24 protein-coding genes are annotated in these 23,356 nt (G+C 56.0%); 18 read left to right on the forward strand and 6 right to left on the reverse strand.

The window, feature by feature from the left end; genetic code table 11:
* Positions 1-34 precede the first annotated feature (34 nt).
* Together JUJ53_RS08045 and JUJ53_RS08050 are read right to left on the reverse strand one after the other, a co-directional pair.
* Complete coding sequence (locus JUJ53_RS08045; protein ID WP_204151572.1) at positions 35-631, reverse strand: HAD family hydrolase; 597 nt, start codon at positions 629-631, stop codon at positions 35-37.
* A 62-nt stretch (positions 632-693) separates the two neighbouring features.
* Positions 694-1,650: a glycosyltransferase family 9 protein gene (locus JUJ53_RS08050; RefSeq protein WP_204151479.1), complete on the reverse strand. Its 957-nt coding sequence runs from the start codon at positions 1,648-1,650 to the stop codon at positions 694-696.
* A gap of 182 nt (positions 1,651-1,832) precedes the next feature.
* Between JUJ53_RS08050 and ispD the strand changes: the two genes are divergently transcribed.
* From ispD to JUJ53_RS08105, 11 genes are all read left to right on the forward strand, one after another.
* Positions 1,833-2,525 (forward strand): 2-C-methyl-D-erythritol 4-phosphate cytidylyltransferase, encoded by a 693-nt coding sequence (gene ispD / locus JUJ53_RS08055; RefSeq protein WP_204151480.1) that lies wholly within the window; start codon positions 1,833-1,835, stop codon positions 2,523-2,525.
* Positions 2,526-2,738: 213 nt separating this feature from the next.
* Entirely contained in the window at positions 2,739-3,812 is a 1,074-nt protein-coding gene (locus tag JUJ53_RS08060) for an Mrp/NBP35 family ATP-binding protein (protein ID WP_204151481.1), read from the forward strand.
* A gap of 75 nt (positions 3,813-3,887) precedes the next feature.
* Positions 3,888-5,147: a rod shape-determining protein RodA gene (gene rodA, locus JUJ53_RS08065; RefSeq protein ID WP_204151482.1), complete on the forward strand. Its 1,260-nt coding sequence runs from the start codon at positions 3,888-3,890 to the stop codon at positions 5,145-5,147.
* Positions 5,148-5,493: 346 nt separating this feature from the next.
* Positions 5,494-5,685 (forward strand): NAD(P)H dehydrogenase subunit NdhS, encoded by a 192-nt coding sequence (locus JUJ53_RS08070; protein ID WP_204151483.1) that lies wholly within the window; start codon positions 5,494-5,496, stop codon positions 5,683-5,685.
* A gap of 142 nt (positions 5,686-5,827) precedes the next feature.
* Positions 5,828-6,490 carry an HAS-barrel domain-containing protein gene (locus JUJ53_RS08075; protein ID WP_204151484.1) on the forward strand — a complete coding sequence of 221 codons (663 nt, stop codon included), beginning with the start codon at positions 5,828-5,830 and terminating at the stop codon, positions 6,488-6,490.
* A gap of 305 nt (positions 6,491-6,795) precedes the next feature.
* Entirely contained in the window at positions 6,796-7,746 is a 951-nt protein-coding gene (locus JUJ53_RS08080; protein ID WP_204151485.1) for a DUF4349 domain-containing protein, read from the forward strand.
* Between the two features lie 238 nt (positions 7,747-7,984).
* Positions 7,985-8,338 (forward strand): hypothetical protein, encoded by a 354-nt coding sequence (locus tag JUJ53_RS08085; protein WP_204151486.1) that lies wholly within the window; start codon positions 7,985-7,987, stop codon positions 8,336-8,338.
* Between the two features lie 40 nt (positions 8,339-8,378).
* Entirely contained in the window at positions 8,379-9,950 is a 1,572-nt protein-coding gene (locus JUJ53_RS08090) for a bifunctional aminoglycoside phosphotransferase/ATP-binding protein (protein ID WP_204151487.1), read from the forward strand.
* Between the two features lie 7 nt (positions 9,951-9,957).
* Positions 9,958-10,290 (forward strand): hypothetical protein, encoded by a 333-nt coding sequence (locus tag JUJ53_RS08095; RefSeq protein WP_204151488.1) that lies wholly within the window; start codon positions 9,958-9,960, stop codon positions 10,288-10,290.
* A gap of 654 nt (positions 10,291-10,944) precedes the next feature.
* Positions 10,945-12,261, forward strand: coding sequence for a hypothetical protein (locus tag JUJ53_RS08100; protein WP_204151489.1), 1,317 nt, complete (start codon positions 10,945-10,947; stop codon positions 12,259-12,261).
* Positions 12,262-12,507: 246 nt separating this feature from the next.
* Positions 12,508-13,656, forward strand: a complete 1,149-nt coding sequence (locus tag JUJ53_RS08105) for an alanine--glyoxylate aminotransferase family protein (RefSeq protein ID WP_204151490.1) — start codon at positions 12,508-12,510, stop codon at positions 13,654-13,656.
* Here the strand turns inward: JUJ53_RS08105 and JUJ53_RS08110 are convergent.
* A complete protein-coding gene (locus JUJ53_RS08110; protein ID WP_204151491.1) occupies positions 13,653-13,808 on the reverse strand; it encodes a hypothetical protein in 156 nt (51 codons plus the stop codon). The two genes, JUJ53_RS08105 and JUJ53_RS08110, sit on opposite strands and share 4 nt — an antisense overlap.
* Positions 13,809-13,816: 8 nt before the next feature.
* A complete protein-coding gene (locus tag JUJ53_RS08115) occupies positions 13,817-15,241 on the reverse strand; it encodes a GTP-binding protein (RefSeq protein WP_204151573.1) in 1,425 nt (474 codons plus the stop codon).
* Positions 15,242-15,432: 191 nt separating this feature from the next.
* Between JUJ53_RS08115 and JUJ53_RS08120 the strand changes: the two genes are divergently transcribed.
* Positions 15,433-16,266: a tetratricopeptide repeat protein gene (locus tag JUJ53_RS08120; protein WP_204151492.1), complete on the forward strand. Its 834-nt coding sequence runs from the start codon at positions 15,433-15,435 to the stop codon at positions 16,264-16,266.
* Positions 16,235-16,786 carry a GNAT family N-acetyltransferase gene (locus JUJ53_RS08125; RefSeq protein ID WP_204151493.1) on the forward strand — a complete coding sequence of 184 codons (552 nt, stop codon included), beginning with the start codon at positions 16,235-16,237 and terminating at the stop codon, positions 16,784-16,786. The genes JUJ53_RS08120 and JUJ53_RS08125 overlap by 32 nt, the downstream gene beginning before the upstream one ends.
* On the opposite strand, the gene JUJ53_RS08130 is transcribed toward JUJ53_RS08125, so the two are convergent.
* Both JUJ53_RS08130 and JUJ53_RS08135 read right to left on the reverse strand, forming a co-directional pair.
* Positions 16,767-17,246: a Tic20 family protein gene (locus tag JUJ53_RS08130; protein ID WP_204151494.1), complete on the reverse strand. Its 480-nt coding sequence runs from the start codon at positions 17,244-17,246 to the stop codon at positions 16,767-16,769. The two genes, JUJ53_RS08125 and JUJ53_RS08130, sit on opposite strands and share 20 nt — an antisense overlap.
* A gap of 375 nt (positions 17,247-17,621) precedes the next feature.
* A complete protein-coding gene (locus JUJ53_RS08135; RefSeq protein WP_204151495.1) occupies positions 17,622-17,816 on the reverse strand; it encodes a hypothetical protein in 195 nt (64 codons plus the stop codon).
* A 539-nt stretch (positions 17,817-18,355) separates the two neighbouring features.
* Here JUJ53_RS08135 and glyA point away from each other — a divergent pair.
* From glyA to aroQ, 5 genes are all read left to right on the forward strand, one after another.
* The gene (gene glyA, locus JUJ53_RS08140; RefSeq protein WP_204151496.1) at positions 18,356-19,645 is read left to right on the forward strand and encodes a serine hydroxymethyltransferase; all 1,290 of its coding nucleotides are present in this window, start codon (positions 18,356-18,358) and stop codon (positions 19,643-19,645) included.
* Positions 19,646-19,956: 311 nt separating this feature from the next.
* Complete coding sequence (locus JUJ53_RS08145) at positions 19,957-21,015, forward strand: MraY family glycosyltransferase (protein WP_204151497.1); 1,059 nt, start codon at positions 19,957-19,959, stop codon at positions 21,013-21,015.
* A gap of 76 nt (positions 21,016-21,091) precedes the next feature.
* On the forward strand, positions 21,092-22,375 hold the full coding sequence (locus tag JUJ53_RS08150) for a competence/damage-inducible protein A (RefSeq protein ID WP_204151498.1): 1,284 nt from the start codon (positions 21,092-21,094) through the stop codon (positions 22,373-22,375).
* Between the two features lie 123 nt (positions 22,376-22,498).
* On the forward strand, positions 22,499-22,636 hold the full coding sequence (locus tag JUJ53_RS08155; RefSeq protein ID WP_204151499.1) for a hypothetical protein: 138 nt from the start codon (positions 22,499-22,501) through the stop codon (positions 22,634-22,636).
* Between the two features lie 48 nt (positions 22,637-22,684).
* Positions 22,685-23,140: a type II 3-dehydroquinate dehydratase gene (gene aroQ, locus JUJ53_RS08160; protein ID WP_204151500.1), complete on the forward strand. Its 456-nt coding sequence runs from the start codon at positions 22,685-22,687 to the stop codon at positions 23,138-23,140.
* The last annotated feature ends 216 nt before the right edge of the window (positions 23,141-23,356 follow it).

Below are 23,356 nucleotides of genomic sequence, written 5' to 3' on the forward strand. Positions count from 1 at the left end.
AAACCTAGGTTAAACGATCGCCTAGGATGGGCCGTTAGCGATCGCCCCCCTGTTGCAAAATCCAGTCTGCCGCCATGGGGAGATCATCGGCAATGTAATCCGGCTGCGTCTCGTGTTGATACTCGCCTCGGAGAACGCGATCGCCATAGCCTGTTTGCACCAAAATGCCTGTACATCCGGCATTGTGCGCCAGATCCACATCCGTCGCCTTGTCTCCCACCATAAAACTGCGGCTAATATCCAACCCATGCTCCCAGGCCGCTGCCACCAGCATTCCCGTATTTGGCTTGCGCCACGTCGTCCAGCGCGTAAATTCCACCACCGTTCCCCCTTCCGGCGGGCTGAGGTCAGGGCAATAGTAGAGCGCATCTAGCTTCGCCCCTGCCTCGTCCCGCAACAGCCGACAGAGGCGATCGTGCAACGCCTCTACATGACTGCGCGGGTAATAGTCCCGTGAGGGGCCAGACTGGTTGGACACTAGACAGCAAAACAGACCTCGATCATTCAACCGCCGCACCGCTTGGGCCGCCCCTGGTACAAGGTTCAAATCTTCGAGGAGATGAATATAGCCCGCTTCGATGTTGAGAACGCCATCGCGATCTAAAAACACCGCCGGACGTAACGACGACATATTGGACTTCAAGATGGACTTCAAGGCACCGATCCACTCACTAGGTTGAACTACGCTAGCTCCTACTCGCCCCAGAGTAGCTTGAGCACCGCCTCTGGAGTAATGTCAGACATTTTACCCGTCGGCGACTTGATGCTCTTGAACTTATCACTCTTGGGCATTAGCTTGGCTGGATCCGTTGGGCCGAATAGTGCCAGCGTATAAACCTGGAGAGCGATCGCCAAGTGCATGGGCCCACTATCCGTGCAGAGCATCAGGTTGGCTCCGGCAATCATCGCCGCTAGTTTGCCAATGTCTGCTGGAGCCGTCACCTTCAGGTCTGGGAAGCCACTCAGCAAAGCATCCACCCAGTCCTGATCTTCTGGGCCGCGCACAATCACGATTGGTAGATCGGGCTGTCGTTTCCGCACATCTTGGATCACCTGCTGCCATCTTGCCACCGGATAGATCTTGTCGATGCCCTTCGTCAGCGCCAGCTTGCTCGATCCACCGTGGATCATCACATAGCCAGAACCAAGACCTAGGCGTTTTTGCTCCGCTTCTGCCCATTCAATATCCGCCTTCGGCAATTGAACTGACAGGGGAGGGCAGGGGGTGTCAATTCCCAAGCCTTGGAGCAGATCATGGTACATATGAGCTGCATACTGCTCTTCGTTGAGCGGTACTGGATCGGTCAGCAGCCAAGAGGCCGTACTTTCATAACTGAGGCGTCTGGGCACCCCAGTCAGCCAGAGGAGAAAACCAACTCCCCAGCGTTGCCCTAAGGAAATAGCAACATCGTAGTAGCGATCGCGAATCACACCGAGCAAATTTGCCCAGTCAGCCGGACTGTTTCGATCTTTGAAGTCAAACAGCAATACATCGTTCACAGACTTGCAAACCCGGTATGCTGCCTTGGCGCGGGGTTCAACCACCACGTCAATCACGGCATGGGGGTAGGTTCGCTTGAGGCTGTCCAAGGTCGGGAAAAACAAAATCTGATCGCCAATCCCGCCAGGGACAAGAGCTACTACTCGCATAAGAATGTTTCATGACGCTTATTCCGCTCATTATTTTAGGGGAAGATAGGGGGGAATATTGCTCAATCCTGCTCCATCCTTAGAAAACTTCTTTAGAGGGGGCTGGCTTGTAGGAATTTTGCAACGGATTTTGCAGCTTCACGTTATACGTCTCGTCGTCATGGGAGGACTGAACACAAGCCGTGTATTTACTCATTCCGGCCGCCGGATCAGGGCGGCGCATGGGCAGCGATCGCAACAAATTACTCCTACCGCTCTTGGGAGACCCAATTCTTGCTTGGACTCTGAAGGCCGCTGTTGCCGCTCGCTCTATTCACTGGATTGGCATTATTGGTCAACCCCATGATTGGCAAGAGTTTAAGGCGATCGCCACCCGGCTCGACATCATCAAACTCGTCCATTTCATCCCCGGCGGCAGCACGCGCCAAGAGTCGGTCTACAACGGCCTCAAAGCTCTACCCGCGATCGCCGACCGCGTTCTCATCCACGATGGGGCCCGCTGCCTGGCCACCCCCGACCTGTTTGATCGCTGTGCAGAGGCCCTGCAAGTCCATGCCGGGCTAATTGCTGCCATCCCGGTCAAGGATACGATCAAGGTGGTTGACCCCGGCTCTCAGCTCATCCTCGACACACCCGATCGCCGCCAGCTCTGGGCCGCCCAAACACCCCAAGGTTTCCACGTGGATGACCTGAAAGCTTGCCATGCCGAGGGTCAGCGCAACGGCTGGGACGTCACCGATGATGCGGCACTCTTCGAGCAATGCGGACGAGCGGTGAAGATTGTCATGGGCGAAGATACGAACCTCAAAGTCACTACCCCGGTTGACTTGGCGATCGCCGAACTCATCCTCACCCAGCGCAGGAGTCAAGGCTAAGCACCCTGATCTAATCGCTCATCCGATCGCTCCATCAGGGTGCAGTAACCGGATCTAGCTACGCCAAGATCCGCCATGGGACGAAGCCATATGCTAACCATCGACAGTCCCTTGAGAGAGCGATCGCCCCTAGCGTTAAGATTGATCATTAAGAACCGTATCATGGGGTGATTGCTAGCTAAGGGCGATCGCCCGCCGAGCTTGGAGAACACAATGCCTGAAACGCTTGATGCTCAGTCTGTTTTAGAGGTTTTGCGCCCCGTACAAGACCCCGAACTACAAAAGAGCCTGGTCGAACTCAACATGATCCGCAATGTTGCCATCGACCAAGGACAGGTGAAATTTACCTTGGTGCTCACCACCCCCGCCTGCCCCCTCCGAGAATTTATCGTAGACGAATGCAAAGCCGCGATTAAAACCCTGCCCGGTGTGGAGACCATCGACGTAGACGTCACCGCTGAAACCCCCCAACAAAAATCCCTCCCCGATCGCCAAGGCATCGACGGCGTTCGCAACATCATCGCCGTCTCCAGTGGCAAAGGTGGCGTCGGGAAAAGTACCGTCGCTGTCAACATCGCTGCTGCCCTATCCGCTGCCGGAGCTACGGTCGGTCTCCTAGATGCTGATATCTATGGCCCCAATGCCCCGATCATGCTGGGTCTATCTGACGCTAAAGTGATGGTGCAGGCCAGCCCCCAGGGTGACGTCCTCGCGCCTGCGTTCAACCACGGCATCAAAGTCGCCTCCATGGGCTTCCTGATCGATCGCGATCAGCCCGTGGTGTGGCGCGGCCCCATGCTCAACGGCATCATCCGTCAATTCCTCTACCAAGTGCAGTGGGGCGAGTTGGACTACCTCATTGTTGATCTACCCCCTGGCACCGGCGATGCCCAGCTTACCCTGGCCCAAGCCGTTCCCATGGCCGGTGTCGTCATTGTCACCACCCCCCAATCCGTGGCCCTCAGCGATGCCCGGCGCGGTCTGAAAATGTTCCAACAGCTCAACGTGCCGGTGATTGGTATCGTGGAAAACATGAGCTATTTCATTCCCCCTGACCTACCCGATCGCCAATATGACATCTTTGGCTCCGGTGGCGGCGAAAAAACGGCCCAAGAGCTAGGAGTGCCCCTACTGGGTTGTGTGCCCCTCGAACCTGCTGTTCGCGAAGGGGGCGATCGCGGCATTCCCATTGTGCTCGCAGCTCCTGAGTCCGCTTCCGCCAAGGCCTTGACCGCCATCACTCAACAGGTTGCCGCCCGAGTTTCTGTAGCTGCCCTGAGTGCCTAGCCTAGACCGTGAAGACTATTCTGAGCGATCAACAACGCGATCGCTTCCCTGCTCCTCCCACGCTCTCAACCCTTTATGACGTATAAATCCATCTCAAAGCGCTTCAGTCTACGAGGCATCGTCCAGCCTTGGCAGGACATGGACTGGCTGTTGCTGATGATTGTGACTAGCATGACCCTTTTTGCTGGGATCATCATCCGCAGCACCGAGTTGAGCGAAGGCTTAACAGACTGGTGGCAACATTGGGTGATTGGTGGAATTGGGTTACTGGTCGTTATGATCCTGGCCCGCTGGCGCTATGACAACCTCATCCAGTGGTACTGGCTGATCTATCTGATCACCAATATTTCCTTGTTAGCCGTGATGTTCATGGGTACCGAGGCCCTGGGTGCGCAGCGCTGGATTACCATCGGCGGCTTCAATATCCAGCCCTCCGAATTTGCCAAAATCGGAGCCATTATCACCTTGGCAGGCGTTCTGCATGAACGTACTGCCTCTACGCTGCCCATGATGATCAAGGCTCTGGCCGTGATCGCTGTTCCTTGGGGCATTGTGTTCATCCAGCCCGACCTCGGGACGTCCCTTGTCTTTGGAGCCATCACCCTGGGCATGCTCTACTGGGGCAATGCCAATCCAGGCTGGCTGGTGCTGCTCGTTTCTCCCCTAGCTGCCGCCATTCTGTTCAACATGTCCTTTCCAGTCTGGGTCATCTGGGTTGTGGCTATGGGTGTCATTGGCTGGCGTACCCTGCCTTGGGCTTTCTTTGGGGCATTGGGAGCCACCGTCGTCAACCTTGTCTCTGGTGGCTTGGGGCAGGTGCTCTGGGGATTGTTGAAAGATTATCAAAAAGATCGGCTCATCCTGTTTCTGGATCCCGATAAAGACCCCCTAGGCGGTGGCTATCACCTCATTCAATCGCGCATTGCCATTGGCTCTGGGCAGCTATGGGGACGTGGGTTGAACCAGGGAACCCAAACCCAGCTCAGCTTCATTCCAGAACAACACACCGACTTCATTTTCTCTGCCGTCGGTGAAGAACTCGGCTTTATTGGCTGCATGGTCATGCTGGTTGCCTTTTGGCTGATTTGCCTGCGATTGGTGATTATTGCTCAAAATGCCAAGGATAACTTCGGCTCCTTGATTGCCATTGGCGTCTTATCCATGCTCATTTTTCAGGTGCTCGTCAACGTGGGCATGACCATTGGTCTAGCGCCTGTCACCGGCATTCCGCTCCCGTGGGTTAGCTATGGGCGATCGGCGCTGCTGACGAACTTTATAGCTCTAGGCATCGTGGAATCCATTGCCAACTATCGCAGTCAGCGTCTACGATTTTGACGAAGTGGGAGAAGGTAGCTATTGGCAAGCCTTTCGACGTCACTCATTTCGACGTCGCTCAATGCTCCAACCCTGATGAGACGAGGGTTGAGCGAAGTCGAAACCCGGCAATGTAGCTCAAACTCTTATAAGAAGAGAGTTGAGCGAAGTCAAAACCCGGCAATGTAGCTCAAACTCTTGCAAGACGAGGGTTGAGCGACGTCGAAACTCGGCAACCTAGGTGCATTGCATTGAGTCTACCCACTGATCATGCTAGGAGCGATCCCATGTCTCCCAGCGATCGCTCTCGTCCTAGAATCGTCTACATTGAACTATGGAAACGCTAGCTTAAAGGTTTAGACACACCATGATTTTCCCTGGATCAGCCGTTCGGGTCACCAATCTTGATGATACCTACTATGGATTTCAAGGCTTAGTGCAGCGCATCAGCGATGGCAAAGCCGCTGTACTCTTTGAAGGTGGCAACTGGGACAAACTCGTAACGTTTACCCTGTCTGAGCTTGAAGCTGTGGACGCAACCGCCGGACGTAAGAAATAGACCGGTCTAGGTGAATTTAGGGGAATCGGCAAAAATCGCCAAATGTCTAGCCATTCAGTATGATTGGGGTGGTCTGAGCGATCGCCCCCATGGCCCAAGGTAAGAGGCAAGAGGAGGCGATCGCCCCTCAACATTCCCCACCATGCGACTGCCTCTCCCCCAATTTGCCACCCAGCGCCGCACACCGGGTCACTTTGCAGAAGTGGTCGAAACGTCAACCACGCAATTCCTGGCCCAGTGCCTAGATCCGGATGACCTCAGCTTCCCCGCCATGCCACCTTTCGGTAGTTGGGTGAAAGCTATGGACGAAGAATCCGGCAACCAAATCTACGCCGTGGTCTACCATGCCACCACCAGCCCCATCGACTCTGTCCATCGGGCTCGGGCCTTGGGGCTATCGCTGCAAGAACTACGAGAGCAGCAGCCCCAGATTTTTGCCATGCTCAAAACCGAGTTTAACGCTGCCTTAGTTGGCTTCCAACCGCCCCAGACCGCCAACGGCAAGCGCCCCGCCACCGTCACCTACCAATATCTACCGCCGCGCCCGCCGCAAGTTCACCAAGCGGTGTACTACTGCCAACCCGAGGAGATCATCAGCTTCACCGATCGCCTCGACTTTTTGCGATCGCTCCTCGACCTCAACAACACCCCCGTCGATGCCCTGATTGCCGCGTCCATCCGGCAGATTTATAGCGTCCGTCAAGCCGATCGCGACTGGCTGGTGCAGGTTGGCCGCACCCTGAGCATTTTGCTGAAAGACGACTACGATCGCCTGCAGGTGATCCTCAGACAACTGCATCCCTAGCTGATATCCCCGCTAGCCTGAGCAAGGTTGAACTAGAGGTTGTGCTAAGCAAACCTAGACCCTCACCCCAAAGCCTTCTCCTAGGTCGGTAGAGGGGCTTTGAGAGAGTTGTACTTGCTCGTCTTGGTGGGACTCATAAGGGGAAACGATGGGGCAGTCCATCAGCCCAGTCCATCAGCCCAGTCCATCAGCCCAGCCCCTGGCCTAGGTTTCCATTTTTGTAACCTAACTCCATCTCTTCGGCAAACCAGCCAGAATAGCTGTAGCTATTAACACCGATGGTTTACAAGCAGAGGATGAGAGTCATGGTTTATTCAATTCAGCGGCAAGGGCGATCGCTCCTAGGTCTCATACTAGCTAGCGGTACCCTCATGGTCAGTTGTGCGGCAGCTCCCTCCAACGAGAGCCAGATGGCGGAGTCTGCAGCGCCCGCTAGTGGAGACATGGTGGCTCCCAGCAGCCCCGAGGCCGTTCCCGGTGCAGAGAACCAAGCCGGTGCCCCGTCCCTCGCCGCCGCTACCACCGTGCCGCGATCGCAGCCCCAATTGATCAAGCAGGCTGACCTGATCATCCAAGTCGAGTCCATCGATGATAGTCTGGCTACCGTCAATGCCATCGCCCGCCAATACCAAGGCGATCTCCTCTCCCTGAACACCACACGCCCTCGGGATGAGCAACAGCCCCGCTCTGCTTCTCTAGAACTACGGGTGCCCCAAGCCCAACTGGATGGAGCGATCGCCGCCCTGTCTGAACTAGGTGACATTCAGCAGCAAAGCCTCTCCGCCCAAGACGTATCGGCACAACTGGTAGACTATGACGCTCGCTTGCGGAACCTGCGCAAGTCCGAGGAGCTTGTCCTCGGCATCATGGAGCGATCGGGCGATATGAACGACGTGCTCACCGTGGCTCGCGAACTGGATACCATTCGCGCCTCCATCGAACAAATTGACGCCCAGCTCAGCGCCCTGCGCAACCAGGTCAGCTATTCCACCATTCGCCTCACCCTGCAAACGGAAGGAGCGATCGCCTCGGGTGATCCATCCGCAGGCACGCAAATTAGCCGCACCTGGCAGCAGGCCAAAGTTGCGGTCGGTGACCTGACTGTAGACCTTGTTCAGCTGATCATCTGGCTGCTGGTGTTCAGTCCCTACTGGCTATCGGGAGTGGGCATGGTCTTCGCTGTCAAATATCTTCTGAGCAAATCTCTCAGACATGATCGCCCTGCTCCCGTAGCCGTGCCGCCTGCCCAAGAGTAGGCCCCACCTGATCATCGATCCCCTCATCCATCCCTGCATCGATCCCTGGGAGAGCAATTCCTGGGAGAGCAATTCCTGGGAGAACAATTCCTGGGAGAGCAATTCCTGAAGGCCATCCCTGGGCTATACATCTCCAATGGACTCCAATGGATCTGTGGGACTAATGGATCTCTGGGAGCGTGTCTATCTTTGGGTAACCGCTAGGATAAAGACAGTTCTGCTGATACCAACCCAGCCCATGCCAGACTGTCCCCACTGTCACCAGTCCGTTCCAGAGGAGGCGATCGCCTGCCCCTTCTGCCGTGCTCCCCTCAAGGCCTTTGGTCATCCTGGTATTCCGCTGTACCAATCCCCCAGCGGCTCTCTTTGCGCCACCTGCCTCTACCACGCCGACGATACCTGCACCTTCCCCCAGCGCCCCTATGCTGAAAGCTGCACCCTCTATACTTCCACGGAGCAGAGCCCAGAGGCGATCGCCTACCGGCCTAGCTGGGGTAATCGCTTCCGGGGTTGGATCGGTCAACGGGGCGGTTGGGTTTTGCTGGGGGCGATCGCCGCTATTAGCCTTGTGCTGGCCTTGGGTAACCGATAATTCGCTACAATCGTCTCGCTAACTTCGTGGCCTGTAACCCATGACCGAGACGACGCTGCCAGTCTTCATTCAACAGATGCTCCAGCCCGGATTTTACCCCCATCCCGTGCAGGAACCCATCCAGCTCATCCAGACCCACGTGTCCTACGTGCTGCTGACTGGAGACTATGCCTACAAGGTGAAAAAGCCGGTGGACTTTGGGTTTCTCAACTATGCCACCCTGGACAAGCGTCGTCACTTTTGCCAAGAAGAACTGCGGCTGAATCAACGCACCGCCGCTGAGCTTTACCTAGCGGTGCTGCCGATTGTCCAAGCGGGCGATCGCTTCCAGCTTGCTAGCCAGCCCAACCCGCCCACCGAGTCCATCATCGACTATGCCGTACAAATGCGGCAGTTTCCTCAAGACGCCCTGCTCACCGCCTGCTTTGATCGCGGCGAACTCACCGAGAGCCGTCTGCAAGCACTGGCCCAAGCGATCGCTGCCTTCCACCAAACCACCGTCACCAGCGACTACATTCGCAGCTTTGGGGAGATTGCCAGCGTCCGCCAATCCATCGACGAAAACTACGACCAAACCGAACAGTACATCGGCGGCCCCCAAACCCAGCAGCAGTTTGACGAAACCCGCCACTACACCGATCGCTTCTTTGCTGAACGGCAAGACCTGTTTCAAGACCGGATGGAGAGCGATCGCATCCGAGAATGCCACGGCGACCTACACCTGCGGAATATTTGCGACTGGCAAGGACGGCTTTGGCTGTTCGACTGCATTGAATTCAACGAACCCTTCCGCTTTGTCGATGTCATGTTCGACATTGCCTACATTGTCATGGACTTGCTGGCCCGAGAGCGCCCCGATCTCAGCACCTGTTTCTTAAATGCCTATGCAGAAGCCTCTGGCGATTGGGACGGACTGCACATTCTTCCCCTCTACGTCAGCCGCCAGTCCTACGTTCGCGCCAAGGTGACCTCCTTCCTGCTCAACGATCCGGGTATCCCATCAGAAGACAAGCAATCTATCTCTGAGACAGCCGCGCTCTACTATCGCCTGGCCTGGCAGCTCAGCCAACCCCGAACTGGCCGGTTGATCATCATGTCTGGGCTATCGGGATCGGGAAAAACCACCCTCGGACGAGCGATCGCCACCGCCCTAGAGGGTATCCACATTCGTTCCGACGCCGTGCGCAAACATCTGGGTGGCGTACCGCTCTACGAACGCGGTGGCGACGATCTCTATACCCCCGCCATGACCGCCCAAACCTACGATCGCCTCCTATCCCTGGGCATTAAGCTGGCCCAGGATGGCTATACCGTGATTCTAGACGCCAAGTACGATCGCCAAGACTATCGACAGGCAGCGATCGCCCAGGCCCAAGCCGCCCAACTGCCCCTGCACCTTGTCCACTGCGACGCTCCCCTAGATCTGCTGGCAGCTCGCCTGCAAGCTCGCACCGGCGACATTGCCGATGCCAACGTGGATATCTTGCGCCAGCAAACCTTCCAGCCCTTCAGTAGCGACGAACAGCCCTATGTGATCTCCCTCGATGCGGCCCAATCCCCCGCCGACCTGCTTCAACAAACCCTTGCTACACTAAAGGCAACCGATCACTAGCGACAGCATGACCAGAACCGCTGTTAGTACAGGCATTAAATTTGCAATTGTATTCATTCTGGGATTTGGAATTTTAGGCTACAATCCGGTTTTAACCTTGCTTTTGGGGGTAATTGGTGGAGCAGCCGGGGGGCTGGCTGGCGCTTGGTGGCAGACCAAAGATACTCAACTCCCGCCCCCGGATAGCGATCACCTTTCTCCCCTGGCCCGGGCCCAGAAACGCCTATCCCAGTGGCGCAGGGAGCGTCGCCGTAATAATAAGGCATCCCGCTATCAGCGTCCGCCTCGGAAAAAACATGCCTCTCCAAAATCGAACTACTCTAAACCAGGTTCTCGGTGAGCAAGGTTCTTCCCGGATGGGCTGACGCATTGTTTTCCCGGTTGGGTGACCACAAGTCCTGAAATCCTTGCCTGGTAGGGTGCTTGAAGCCGTAATGCACCGCCTTGTGACGACTGGATGCGGAAGCCATGTTGCAGGTCATAGGCAGGCTACTAGTGAGAAATCAAGACCCTAGAGTATGGGGTTTTGAGACCATGAGTCAGAGATCGATTGGTATGTCCTTAGCAGCCGACTGGGAGAAGGGTTTGGGGTGAGGGGCTTCAAGGTGGGTTCGTCAACCAGGGTTCTCCCAGTCCCCAGCCGATCCTGAGCAAAATGCTCTGGCAACGGTGGGAAATGTAGTTTAGCAAACACATGCCTGTAGCTCTAGGGAGAGAGTATAGTAAGCTTACAGCATGGTCATATCCCCTAGGGGTAGCTGTATCGGTTCTGACCATGCGATTCTGACCATGCGATTCTGATCATTTGGTTCTAACCATGAAGGCGCGGGGTGCTTGTAGGCTTATAACCATCGCCGACCATGGATCTTAGAGCTAGCTGGATTGAGCAGACAAGTCCAGACCTTGCCCTATCACGCCCTAACTAGTATTAGCAACGTTTCGGAGGTTCTGAGTGTCGCAACCAGAGGTATCTCGCCCTCATGGTTTTTGGTCTGTGGACGACCAGTCGCGCTATCAGTGGAGCCGTGTGGCTAGCCAAGCCTTGCTGCAGCTTTCTAGCGCTGGAGTGGATCAGCAGACCCTCGTGCATGAAATTGCCCAGGTTTGTTCCCTCAATGATGAACAGCTTTCGCGCATTTATCACCTAGAGCAAGCCCTCGACCAAGCGCTCCTGTACTTGGATGAACTGCGGCTGAAAGTACGAGACCAGGGCATTTTAGAAACCCAGTTGGCGACCACCGAAGCCTATGCCAGTATCCAACGGCAGGCGATCGCCCAGTTGAAAATGCAGCTCGAACGCCAGCAGCAGGCCATCGAGATGTATCGGGCCGGTATGGGCGATCGCGATCAATTTTTCCTCCAGCTCTTAGAGCGCATCAATACCCTCGCGGATGATCACCACACCGTCCTCGAAGGTCTCCACGATCGCCTTGAGACCGACCGGGATGAAACCCGCGCCCACTACCAGCGCCTCGATACCACCATTAAGGATCTGCAAACCGCCCTAGAAGCACGTCAGCGGCAGATTCTCGACCTTGAAGCCGAAGCCCTCACCGCCCATTCCCGCGTGGTGGAACTGGAGATGGAAATCAGCGCCTGCCATCAGCGCATTCGGGAACTGTACCTGCGTCTAGAAGAGCGATCGCTGCAAACCGAGGCGGATCCTACTCCTTCCCAAGCCGCCACCAGCTCTGATGCCGCTGCCGAACATTGGCTAGGTGCTCCAGATCCATCCCCGGCCGATGAGGATGGGCAAACGCCGATTCAAAAACTGGCCCGTGCAAAGCTGCAGCGCCAAAGCCTGGAACAGCACATGGAGCAGCAAGCCCGCCAAATTGCTAAACTCCAGCAGCAGTGCCAAGAGCTGGAAAGTGAACGCGATCGCCAACATGCTTGCCTGACAGAGCGCGATCGCCAAAATGCGGAAATGCAAGAGCAGATTTTGAAACAGGCTAAGCAGGCCAGCGAATATGAAGCCGCGGTTCAGCACTGGAAAGATCGCTATACGGTCAGTCAGCGTCAGATGCGCCAACTACGGGATGCTTTGCAGCAGACCCTCACCGACAGCGGCACGCCCAACCCCGATATCATTCCGGCTCTGGCAGACTTGCTCGACGCCATGCAAACCCTGCCCGTCAGTGATGGTGATGATGCGGAAGACGCCACCCTCAGCTCCCATTTTGGTACCCTAGCTGTTCCCGATTTCTTGATTCGGCGACGCCTGCGGCGGCCGAGTTCCCGCCCCCCAGCGCCCCCAGCCTCCTCTGACTCCATTCCTCCCGCCGATCAGAGCGACGCAGACCCCAGTTAGCAGTGCCTGATCCCATCTATTCAGGTCTAGCCAAATCGCCGTAGCATAAATTCTTTCGGGAAGAATCTTTATGGACTTCCTAACTTATGGCATCCTGAAGTATGCCAACCGAGGACAAGGGGCGAGAGGATAGGAAAGGTACCCATACTCGCTTGCCTTCCAGTCACCCGAGGGGGCGATCGCCAGCCCAGCGTCACGCGCTACGGCAGAAGGCATAGACTGTTTGCTTAGAAGTAGGATGGACAGATGGACGATAAGTTGATGTTGATGATTCCGGGGCCCACACCCGTTCCGGAACAAGTTTTGCAAGCCCTGGGTAAACATCCTATTGGTCATCGCAGCGGCGACTTTTCCGCCATTATGGCGGAGGTGACGGAGGGATTGAAATGGCTGCACCAAACCCAAAATGATGTACTGGTGCTCACCGCCAGCGGTACCGGAGCCATGGAAGCCGGTATTATTAACGTTCTCAGCCCTGGCGATCGCGTCTTGGCGGGCTGCAATGGTAAATTTGGCGATCGCTGGGCCGAAGTATGCGAAGCCTATGGTCTCAACGTCGAGCGGGTGTCTGCGGAATGGGGCAAGCCTCTTGATCCAGAGCAGTTCCGCACCCTGCTAGAAGCGGATACCGAGAAAACGATTAAGGCCGTCATTCTCACCCACAGCGAAACCTCCACCGGCGTGCTGAATGATCTTGAAGCCATTAACCAAGTCGTGAAAGCCCATGGAGCGCTGATTATCGTTGATGCGGTCACCAGCCTTGGAGCCTGCTCCTTGCCCATCGATGAATGGGGCTTGGATATTGTTGGCTCCGGTTCCCAAAAAGGCTACATGATTCCCCCAGGGCTCAGCTTTGTCGCCGTTAGCCCTAAGGCTTGGACCGCCTACGAAACCGCCAAGCTCCCCCGCTACTACTTAGATCTTGGCAAATATCGTAAATCAGCGGTTAAAAACACCAATCCCTTCACCCCCGCCATCAATCTGATCGTGGCCCTGCAAGCCGCCCTGCGGATGATGAAAGCCGAAGGATTGGAGACCATCTTTGCCCGCCACGCCCGTCAGCGTGCCGCCACCCGTGCCGCGATCGCTGCCCTCAATTTGCCCCTCTTTGCCCCAGATTCCCACGCTAGCCCAGCGGTTACGGCTGTCATGCCCAGCGGCGTGGATGCCGAACAGCTTCGCTCGATCGTGCGCAAGCAGTTTGACATTGCCCTGGCCGGTGGTCAGGATCACCTCAAAGGCAAGATTTTCCGCATTGGTCACCTCGGCTTTGTCAGCGATCGCGATATCTTAACCGCGATCGCCGCCATCGAAGCAGCCCTGCAAGCCCTCCATGCTGAAGGCTTCACCCCCGGTGCCGGGGTCAGCGCTGCGGCTAAGGTGCTGAATGGCTAGATCCTGCTAGACAGGATAGAGAGTCCTAGGAGCGATCGCCTCTGGATCATCGTCGGTAAGCTTGACTCGCCGAAGGATACTACAGCGATCGCCCCAGCCAGCTCACGCACCCAACCCCGTTCGGGCTGAGCTAGTCGAAGCCCCAATTTCATTCATAATTTCATCCATCAGACCTTGCCCGAGGCTGCCCCAGCTTAGCCGCTAGTTCCGTTTTGATCCGGTTGAGAATCGACGTTTCATCCAGGGTTTCCAAAATATCCTGCACCACCGCCTTGGGCCCCGTGTCGCTCCAGGTTGCCCCTTGGGCTAAATACACCTTCGCTACTTGGCCAATGCTGTAGGACGCGACTCCCGCCACACTGCCTTGGGCGATCGCCACGGGAATATAGGGCCCCAGAGACAGCCCGGCGGTGGCTGGAGCGGCGAGGCCAAGCAGCCCCTTGAGGGAACTGAGTCCCAAGGTGGCCAGTAGCTCACTCAAGGGAATTCCCCCCATGCCTAGGGCAATGGTTTTCAACAGATTCAGGGCTCCGTGCTCCGTCATGGGAATGCCGTAGAGTTTCGAGAGCACCAAGATCATCGTCAAATCCACTGCTGCTCCCCCCAGGAGATCCAGCGCCGTGACTGGATTGAGGGCGATCGCCATTGCCTTAGCAATCGACGCACTCCAGATCATATCTTCCGCACTGCGATCGCGGATCTCCAGCTTACGACGCACGAGCTGGTCATTCAGCGTATCGGCATAGAGCAGCGTATTCAGCGCTACCAGCGATCGCCCCTCCCGATGCAGCAGGTTGAGAATCGTCAGCTTCAGGTCATCCACCTGTGGTGTGCCCTGGGTTTGATGCATGGCCAGACTGCCATCTGCTCGCCGCGTTGCTTGGGTCACCACTGGAGCCGCCGCCGCCATGACAATTTCTTCGGGCGATAGCAAGTCTCGCACGCGGCGATCGCGAATCGTTTCATAAATAGCTTGGCGATCGCCCGGTGGGTAGTGATCCACCTTGTTGAACACCAGCAGCATCGGCTTACTGGCCTCCCGCAACTGCGACAGGGCCTGATATTCTACCTGGGTAATATCCCCGGCCACCACAAACAAAATCAGATCCGCCTGTTGGGCAATTTGCCGCGCCAAAACCTCCCGCGCTTCGCCGCCCACTTCATCCAGACCCGGCGTATCCAGCAGCTCAATCCGGGATCCACCAACCCCCGGTAGGGAGACTGTCCATAGATCCTGATCACAGCCGGCGATCGCCTCTTGGGATACCTGCCAAGCTGCTCCCTGCACCGTCTTCGTTACTCCATGGACGGCACCCGTGGCAAACACCTCCTGCCCCAGCAGCGCATTCAGCAACGATGACTTCCCCCGCCCCACCATGCCAAATACGGCAATATGCACTACCTGCTGTTCTAGCTTGGTCTGCATCGCTGTGAGTTGTTCAATCTCGTGGCTCAACCCCGCCTGCTCTCGGGGTGTCAGGTCAAGCTGCTGCACAAGCTGCCGTAATGTATCTTGGGCGAGCTGGTAGCTGAGGTCATGCTGGAGGGACTGCACATCGTCAATGACCGCATCCAAATCATGCAGATCATCCGCCGAATCTCCAGATGCTGCCCAGTTTTGCGATGAATCGATCAACGGTTCCCAACTCCTCACGCGATCGCCCTGGTTTACCCTAGCTCCAACCAGCACAGGTCTTACAATCTTCTTACAATCATAGTAGCGATCGCCCGACTGACTGCGATCCCAACCTACCGCTCATTCCACGTTAAGAAACGATGCTAATCAAACGCCCCAATCTGGGATTTCTACCCACCGTTTTACCCCTGCTGCTCGCCTGCCTCCTGTGGCTGATGCCAGGCGCTGCTTGGGGGCAGGCCATTCCCGAAGAGCTACCCAGCGCCGACCAAGACGCTGTTGAACAACTCCGCGATCAGGCCTTCACCGCCACTAATGCTGGCGACTTTGCCACCGCCGAAGCCTATTGGACAGACCTACTAGAGCAACTGCCCGATAATCCTGCCCTATGGAGCAATCGCGGCAATGCTCGGGTGAGCCAAAATAAACTCGAAGAGGCGATCGCCGACTATAACCAAGCCATTCGCCTGGCCCCCAGCGCCCCGGATCCCTACCTGAATCGCGGTACGGCCCTAGAAGGGTTGGGCAAATTCCAAGAGGCGATCGCTGACTATAACCGCGTTCTAGAACTCGAACCCAACGATCCCGCCGCTTACAACAATCGCGGTAATGCCCAAGCGGGTCTGGGCAACTGGCAAGAAGCGATCGCCGACTACAAAATTGCCGCCGACCTCGCCCCTGAATACGCGTTTGCCCAAGCGAATCACGCCCTTGCCCTGTACCAAGTGGGCGAAACCGAAGACGCCCTGCGGCAAATGCGCAATCTGGTACGCAAATATCCCCGTTTTGCCGACATGCGCGCTGCTCTCACCGCTGCCCTTTGGGTTACCGGGCAACTAGGCGAAGCCGAGAGCAATTGGGTGGCTGCCATCGGTCTTGATCGTCGCTATAAAGATATTCAGTGGGTAGAGACCACTCGCCGCTGGCCGCCCACCATGGTGGATGCCCTCCGACGATTTATCACCCTGCAGTAATCCATCGCGATCGCCTGTCATGATCATTCGCACCGCCACTATCGACGATAGCCCTAAGCTCGAAGCAATCTTCGTCCACGCCGTGACGACCTTGGCTCCCGAGTACTATAGTCCCGAGCAAGTTCAAGCCTGGGCCGCCCCTCCCCAAGACAGCGATCGCTTTCAGCATTGGCTGCAAGACGGCCGGATATGGGTGGCGCAGGAGGGCGATCGCATCCTAGGGTTTGTGGGGCTTATGGACGACGGCTTGGTGAGTGCTCTCTTTGTCCATGGCGATTATGGACGGCAAGGGATTGGATCACGCCTGCTGTCTACGGCCATAGCCTGGGCTCAACAGCACCATCTCCTTAACCTGCGCGCCGAAGCTAGCGAACTAAGTCGCCCCCTGTTTGCCAAGTTCGGGTTCCGCACCGATGCCACGGAAACCGTGACTCGCGGGGGTGTGGTCTTCCATCGCGCCCTCATGAGCTACACCATGCCCCCGGCTGAACCCGATGCCGCTAGCGCACCTGAAGATTAACCGCATCGGAAATCGTTGGGATTTCGGCATAGCGACCCAGGGCCGACTGCACCACCGAATAGCCCACTGCCGCAATCATGCCTAGGAACAGGACGTTGTTGACGGTTTCGCCAATCAACCCGGTACTCAGACCATTGCCCAGCAAGTTGAGAATCAAGCTGCTGACGATGATGATGATATCAATCATGATCGCCTGCATGGTATTGAAGCGAATGAAGTGGCTAATGGACGGGTTACGCACCACCAACAGCAGTAGGGCGAAGAAGATGATCAGCCCCGCAAAGGGAATGCTGCTATACAGTTGCAGGATCGGGAAAATGGGAATGAGCACCACCTGCAGCGCTGGAAACTGAGCGAAGATGAAGCGCCCTAGCATCAGCCCTTCAATCAACGGTAGAAGGTAGGGTAGGCAAGCAAAAATGCGATCGCTCACGGTGGTTGTTGAACTACGCCACGTCATGCGTTCAAGCTCCTCTAAAACAAAGGGTTATGAGGCGGCCGTACTGCTCTTCGTGACATGCGTTACAGCACAGCGCCCTAGGCTTAATCTAACAGGTTTCCCCAAACGGCCGATGGGCGGATTCCCGAGAACCGTCTTGAATAGCTGACTTGCGGTAGGGGCGATCGCGGGTTGGTTGCCGACTCATCTAACCGACCCGGTTGACTGACCCATCGTTTTATGGAGACTGGGTTTCACGGGGCTCAACCCAGCACCAGCTCAGATTCCGTTTAGATTCTGTTGGGGCACGCTAACGTCTAACGCTAACCCAATTGATCAGAGAAGCAGAATTGCAGGAGTGTTGTTCGTCCATCAGCGCAACAACTCATCAACCGGCTAATCAATATTGGCAACCCGGAAACCCATCTGGCATTCATACTGGTTGGCAGGGCCACCCCCTTTCCCCAGCGCCCGACCACACATCAATCGCCCATCGTGCCAGCGGGGCTGCCCGCTTTGATCTGCCATCAAGCATCCTTGACACACATGCTGCGGTGAGAGTAATTGACGTTCGGTGAGAATGACTAACATCAGCCACCTCCATTCCCTATGTCGATAACGTGTCTTGAGAGTGCCACCTGCAGTAGCATTCTCTTCCTATTGTATGGGAGGGGATCAAGGAACACTGGGCAATCCATACATATCCATACATTTACAATAGGTTTGCAAGGACTTGAAGCCATCAGCTAAGGTCTTTCAGCATTCCATGGGAAGGCGATCGCTGTCGTAACCTAGATCACGATCAGGTCACCAATTAGAGATCGATTCTGCTGCATAAAACCGATCCTTCCGACCAAAAATAGCCGCTGTGCCCTGAAAAAATGACGCTACAATGAAAGACTTGAGCGATCGCACCATGTACTGCCAAGGTTGGGTGAGCCAGTCTAAACCTAGGGTTCTCCTACCTGACATTGGCGATCGCCCCTAGCTTACATGGCACCTCCAAGGCAAGATGCATCCCTAAAACCCCCATGCCACCCCGATATCGTCATCTGCCTATCACCCACCGCCTATAGGGAGAGATCGGCTACGCCTAATCATTGTGACCAAGAGTTTCGGAGAGCTTACTTGTGACTCAGACTAACGCAGATTTTTTGAACCAGTCCGACCCAGTTGTAGCAGAAATTCTTCAGCAGGAGCTACAGCGCCAGCGCGAACACCTAGAGCTAATTGCTAGCGAAAACTTTACCTCTGCTGCCGTCCTAGCAGCCCAAGGCTCGGTTTTAACCAACAAATATGCTGAAGGGCTACCCCGTAAACGCTACTATGGCGGCTGTGAATTTATCGATCGCGTTGAGCAAGTTGCTATCGATCGCGCCAAGGAACTCTTTGGTGCAGCCCATGCCAACGTCCAGCCCCACTCTGGCGCACAAGCCAACTTCGCTGTCTTCCTAGCGCTTTTGCAGCCCGGCGACACAATCATGGGCATGGATCTATCCCATGGCGGCCACCTCACCCATGGCTCGCCCGTGAATGTATCGGGTAAATGGTTCAAGGTTTGCCACTACGGCGTCAGCCCCGAAACCGAGCAACTCGACTACGACAACATTCGCGAGCTAGCCCTGCAGCACAAGCCCAAGCTGATCATCTGCGGCTACTCCGCCTATCCCCGCATCATCCACTTCGATCGCTTCCGGGCGATCGCCGACGAAGTCGGTGCCTACCTGCTTGCAGATATTGCCCACATTGCCGGGCTCGTAGCCAGCGGTCACCATCCCAACCCTCTTCCCTATTGTGATGTCGTCACCACCACCACCCACAAGACCCTGCGTGGCCCTCGGGGCGGTCTAATTCTCACCCGCGATCCCGAACTGGGCAAACAGTTTGACAAAGCCGTGTTCCCTGGTACCCAAGGTGGCCCCCTAGAACATGTGATTGCCGGCAAAGCCGTGGCCTTTGGCGAAGCCCTCCAGCCCGCCTTCAAGACCTACTCTGCCCAGGTCATCCAAAATGCCCAGGCCATGGCCACTCAGCTCCAGGCTCGTGGCATCAAGATTGTCTCTGATGGCACCGATAACCACCTCATGCTTTTAGACTTGCGCTCTATTGGCATGACCGGCAAGCGCGCCGACCAACTGGTGAGCGGCGTCAACATCACCGCCAACAAAAACACCGTACCCTTCGATCCCGAATCTCCCTTCGTGACCAGCGGACTACGGCTTGGCTCCCCCGCCATGACCACCCGTGGCATGGGTGTCCCGGAATTCACCGAAATCGCGAACATCATCGCCGATCGCCTCCTGAATCCCGACGATGAAGCCGTAGCGGAGCAATGCCGTCAGCGCGTAGCATCCCTCTGCGATCGCTTCCCCCTCTACCCCCACCTGCAGGCCACCCAGCCCGCACCGGCGTTGGTGTAACGTCAAGGCGATCGCGACTGACTCAGACGCGACTAGGTTACGGGGCGCACCGCTCTTCTGGGAGGAGCCGTGCGCCTCTTGTATAGGGGGCTGGAAATGTCCCACAGTCTTTCCGGCTTAGCTCCATCATCTGTGTAGGGTAAAGGGATGCGTCTAGCATCCTATGTCATGACCGGGCAAGGTTAGCTGAATAGATCGGCTGAGGATAAACCTGCTAGGGTATGAAACTGTCTTCAGCGTGTATAGTTCATAGTAGCCTTGGCCAAGTGGCCATCCAAAACGCCCATTACGTTTGCACCCACCGAGTTTAGATGTCTCCCCAGTTTTACCATCTCGCTGCATTCATCATTTCGGCTGTTATTGTGCTGATTAGCACGCCTATTGTCAAAGCGATCGGGCTGAAATGTGGTCAGGTTGATTTGCCCGGCGGACGTAAGGTTCACAATCAACCCATGGTGCGCCTTGGCGGCGTCTCGATTTTTCTGGGTGCCCTAATTGCCCTGCTGACGGTGTGGAGCTTGGGCGGATTTGGCATTTTGCCCCAAGACAAGGAGTATGAGATTTGGGGCGTGACGATTGGCGGGCTAGTCTTCTTCCTGATTGGTTTAGCCGATGATCTCTTTGGTCTACCGGCCATATCCCGCTTGGCGATGCAGTCCATAGCAGCCTCTGGAGCTTGGTATGTAGGCGTCCAGATAGAATTTCTCACCATTCCTTTTCATGGCCTGGTGGTTTTACCGGCCTGGATTAGCCTGCCGGTCACTGTGCTGTGGTTGGTGGGTATGACCAACGCCATTAACTGGATTGATGGCCTCGATGGTCTGGCTGCAGGCGTATCCGGGATTGCTGCCGTGGTCATGCTGGTCGCGAGTCTATTTATGCACCAGCCGGCCGCTGCTTTGATTGCTGCTGCTTTGGCCGGTGGGGCCCTTGGCTTCCTGCGCTACAACTTCAACCCCGCCCAAATTTTTATGGGGGATGGGGGAGCCTACTATATGGGATTTACCCTGGCCGGTATTGGCGTTGTCGGCTTAGTGAAAAGTGTCACCACCGTTGCGGTGCTCTTGCCCTACTTGATTTTAGCCGTACCGATTTTGGACATGTTCGCCGTGATTGTCGATCGCCTGCGCAGCGGCAACTCTCCCTTCATTGCCGACAAACGCCACCTCCATCACCGACTGCTGGAAGCTGGTCTATCCCATCGGCTCACGGTTCTGTTTATCTATTCCCTCACCCTATGGGTCGGTAGCCTCGCCCTAGCTTTTTCCAATATTCCCAGTGGCGTTGCCTATGCGATCGCTGCCACGGTGCTGTTTGCCTATATTGGCTGGAAAGCAAAACGCCACGCTCGTTCTCGTTCCAGCAGCTAAGCAATCCTATACAATTGCCTCAGAAATTACCTCAGATCCAACCTGAGATTGAATCCACAGGATCGACCTGATACCCATGACTCGCGATCGCAGTGCGGAACTTATTTGTGTGGGCACCGAGCTGCTGCTGGGTGAAATTCTCAACAGCAATGCCCAGTTTTTGGCTACGGAGCTGGCCCAGCTTGGTATTCCCCACTATTACCAAACCGTGGTGGGCGATAATGTCCAACGGCTGCAGCAGGTGGTGGCGATCGCTGCCCAGCGCTCCTCTTTGCTTATTTTTACTGGTGGCCTGGGCCCCACCCCCGATGATTTGACTACCGCAGCCCTGTCCGACTTTTTTGGTGTGCCTTTAGTGGAGCGATCGGATGTCGTTGCCGACCTCACCGAAAAATATGCCCGCCGGAATCGTCCCATGTCTCCCAGCAACCTCAAGCAGGCCCTCTTGCCCGAAGGCGCAGACCTGCTGACCAATCGCATGGGTACGGCTCCTGGCATCATCTGGCAGCCCACACCGGAGCTGACGATTCTCACGTTCCCCGGCGTTCCCCGAGAAATGAAAACCATGTGGCAAGAGGTTGCCGTTCCCTATCTGCAGGAGCAGGGGTGGGCAACGGCTCCCATTCACAGCCGAATTCTGCGATTTTGGGGGATTTCCGAAGCTGGGCTAGCTGAAAATGTTGCCCATCTCCTCGCCCTGCCTAATCCCACCGTGGCTCCCTATGCCGGCAACGGCGAAGTGCGGTTGCGCCTCTCCACCCAAGCCTCATCCGCTGCAGAAGCCCAGGCATGTATCGCGCCCATCGAGCAGCAAATCCGTCAGATCACCGGCATAGACTGCTTTGGAGCTGATGACGATACCCTAGCCTCCGTCGTCGGTCAATACCTACTCACCGCGCAACAAACCCTTAGCGTTGCCGAATCCTGCACCGGCGGTGGTTTAGGACACCTGCTCACCACAGCCGCCGGCAGCTCTGCCTACTTCCGGGGTGGGGTGATTTCCTACGACAATGCCGTCAAGATCGAGCTGCTGGGCGTCTCCCCAGCCGACCTAGAGACCCAGGGAGCCGTCAGTGATGTTGTCGCCCAGCAGATGGCTGCGGGGGTGCGATCGCGCCTCAAAACCGACTGGGGCGTAAGCATCACCGGCATTGCTGGCCCTGGCGGCGGCACCGATCAAAAACCCGTTGGCCTCGTCTACATCGGCATCGCCACCCCCGATGGGCGAGTTTTAAGCCGTCCTTTCCTCCTCAACGATCGCCAGGGACGGGATTGGGTGCGCTGGCTGAGCATGTGTACGGCTCTAGACTGGCTCCGCCGAGAGCTGCATACCACATCTTTGCCAAAATCACTAGCTTGATCATTTCCAAGGATTGGTTATGATCGTATAAAGAAGCTGTGATCGTAATTGTCAGGTCAGCCCTGTTCAACTAGCCGCTGTTGTTAGTGAACGCTGACTGAAACAAAAGGAGATTTAAGTTTAATGGCTCAAATTGACAAGGTGCTGGAGAAACTCAAAGAGTGGGCCCGCAAGATTGTGGATGCTCTCCTCGGCCCTGAACCTCAGCCAGAACCCGAGCTCATTCCCATCCCTGTACGTGATAACCAACGGCGGCGTTAGCCTCTAGCTCTCTATGGTTCTTCATTTCATAGCGCTGAGTAGACGGTCATGCTGAGCGTTCTAGTGCTTCATGGCCCAAATCTCAACCTGCTGGGGCTGCGAGAGCCAGAGATTTATGGGCATACTACCCTTGATGATGTTAATCAGGGGCTACAACGACAGGCGGATCATCTAGGTGTCAAGCTGGAAATCCTGCAGTCCAACCATGAAGGTGCTTTGGTGGACGCCATTCACAGTGCCCGAAATCGTCACCAAGGGCTGGTGATCAACGCAGGTGCTTATACTCACACGAGCGTCGCTCTTCGAGACGCGATCGCTGGTATTGCCATACCCACCGTAGAAGTGCATCTCAGCAATATTCATCGGCGAGAATCGTTCCGCCATCACTCCTACATGGCTGCCGTAGTGGTCGGTCAAATCTGTGGATTTGGCGTTAATAGTTATTATCTAGGACTGCAGGCTCTAGTTCATCATCTGCAGGAACAGGCAGGCACGTCGCTCTAGGCGCAGGTCGCCAGAAATGAATTTTCAGAGATGTGAAAATTCGTTAATCTAGAGATGGAAGTGTCTCTGTTCCTAGTTTTGAGCTAGGGTAGAGAGCCCATGTATTATAAACGACCTCGTTCTTGTCAGGGCGAGGTGCTGTTGATCTAGGACGCGGAGGAATAGCCCATTGAGGAGATTTGAGGATAGTAGTCCATCATCTACCCAATTCAATCA

It is taken from the genome of Leptolyngbya sp. CCY15150 (genome assembly GCF_016888135.1).
GTDB lineage: Bacteria > Cyanobacteriota > Cyanobacteriia > RECH01 > RECH01 > RECH01.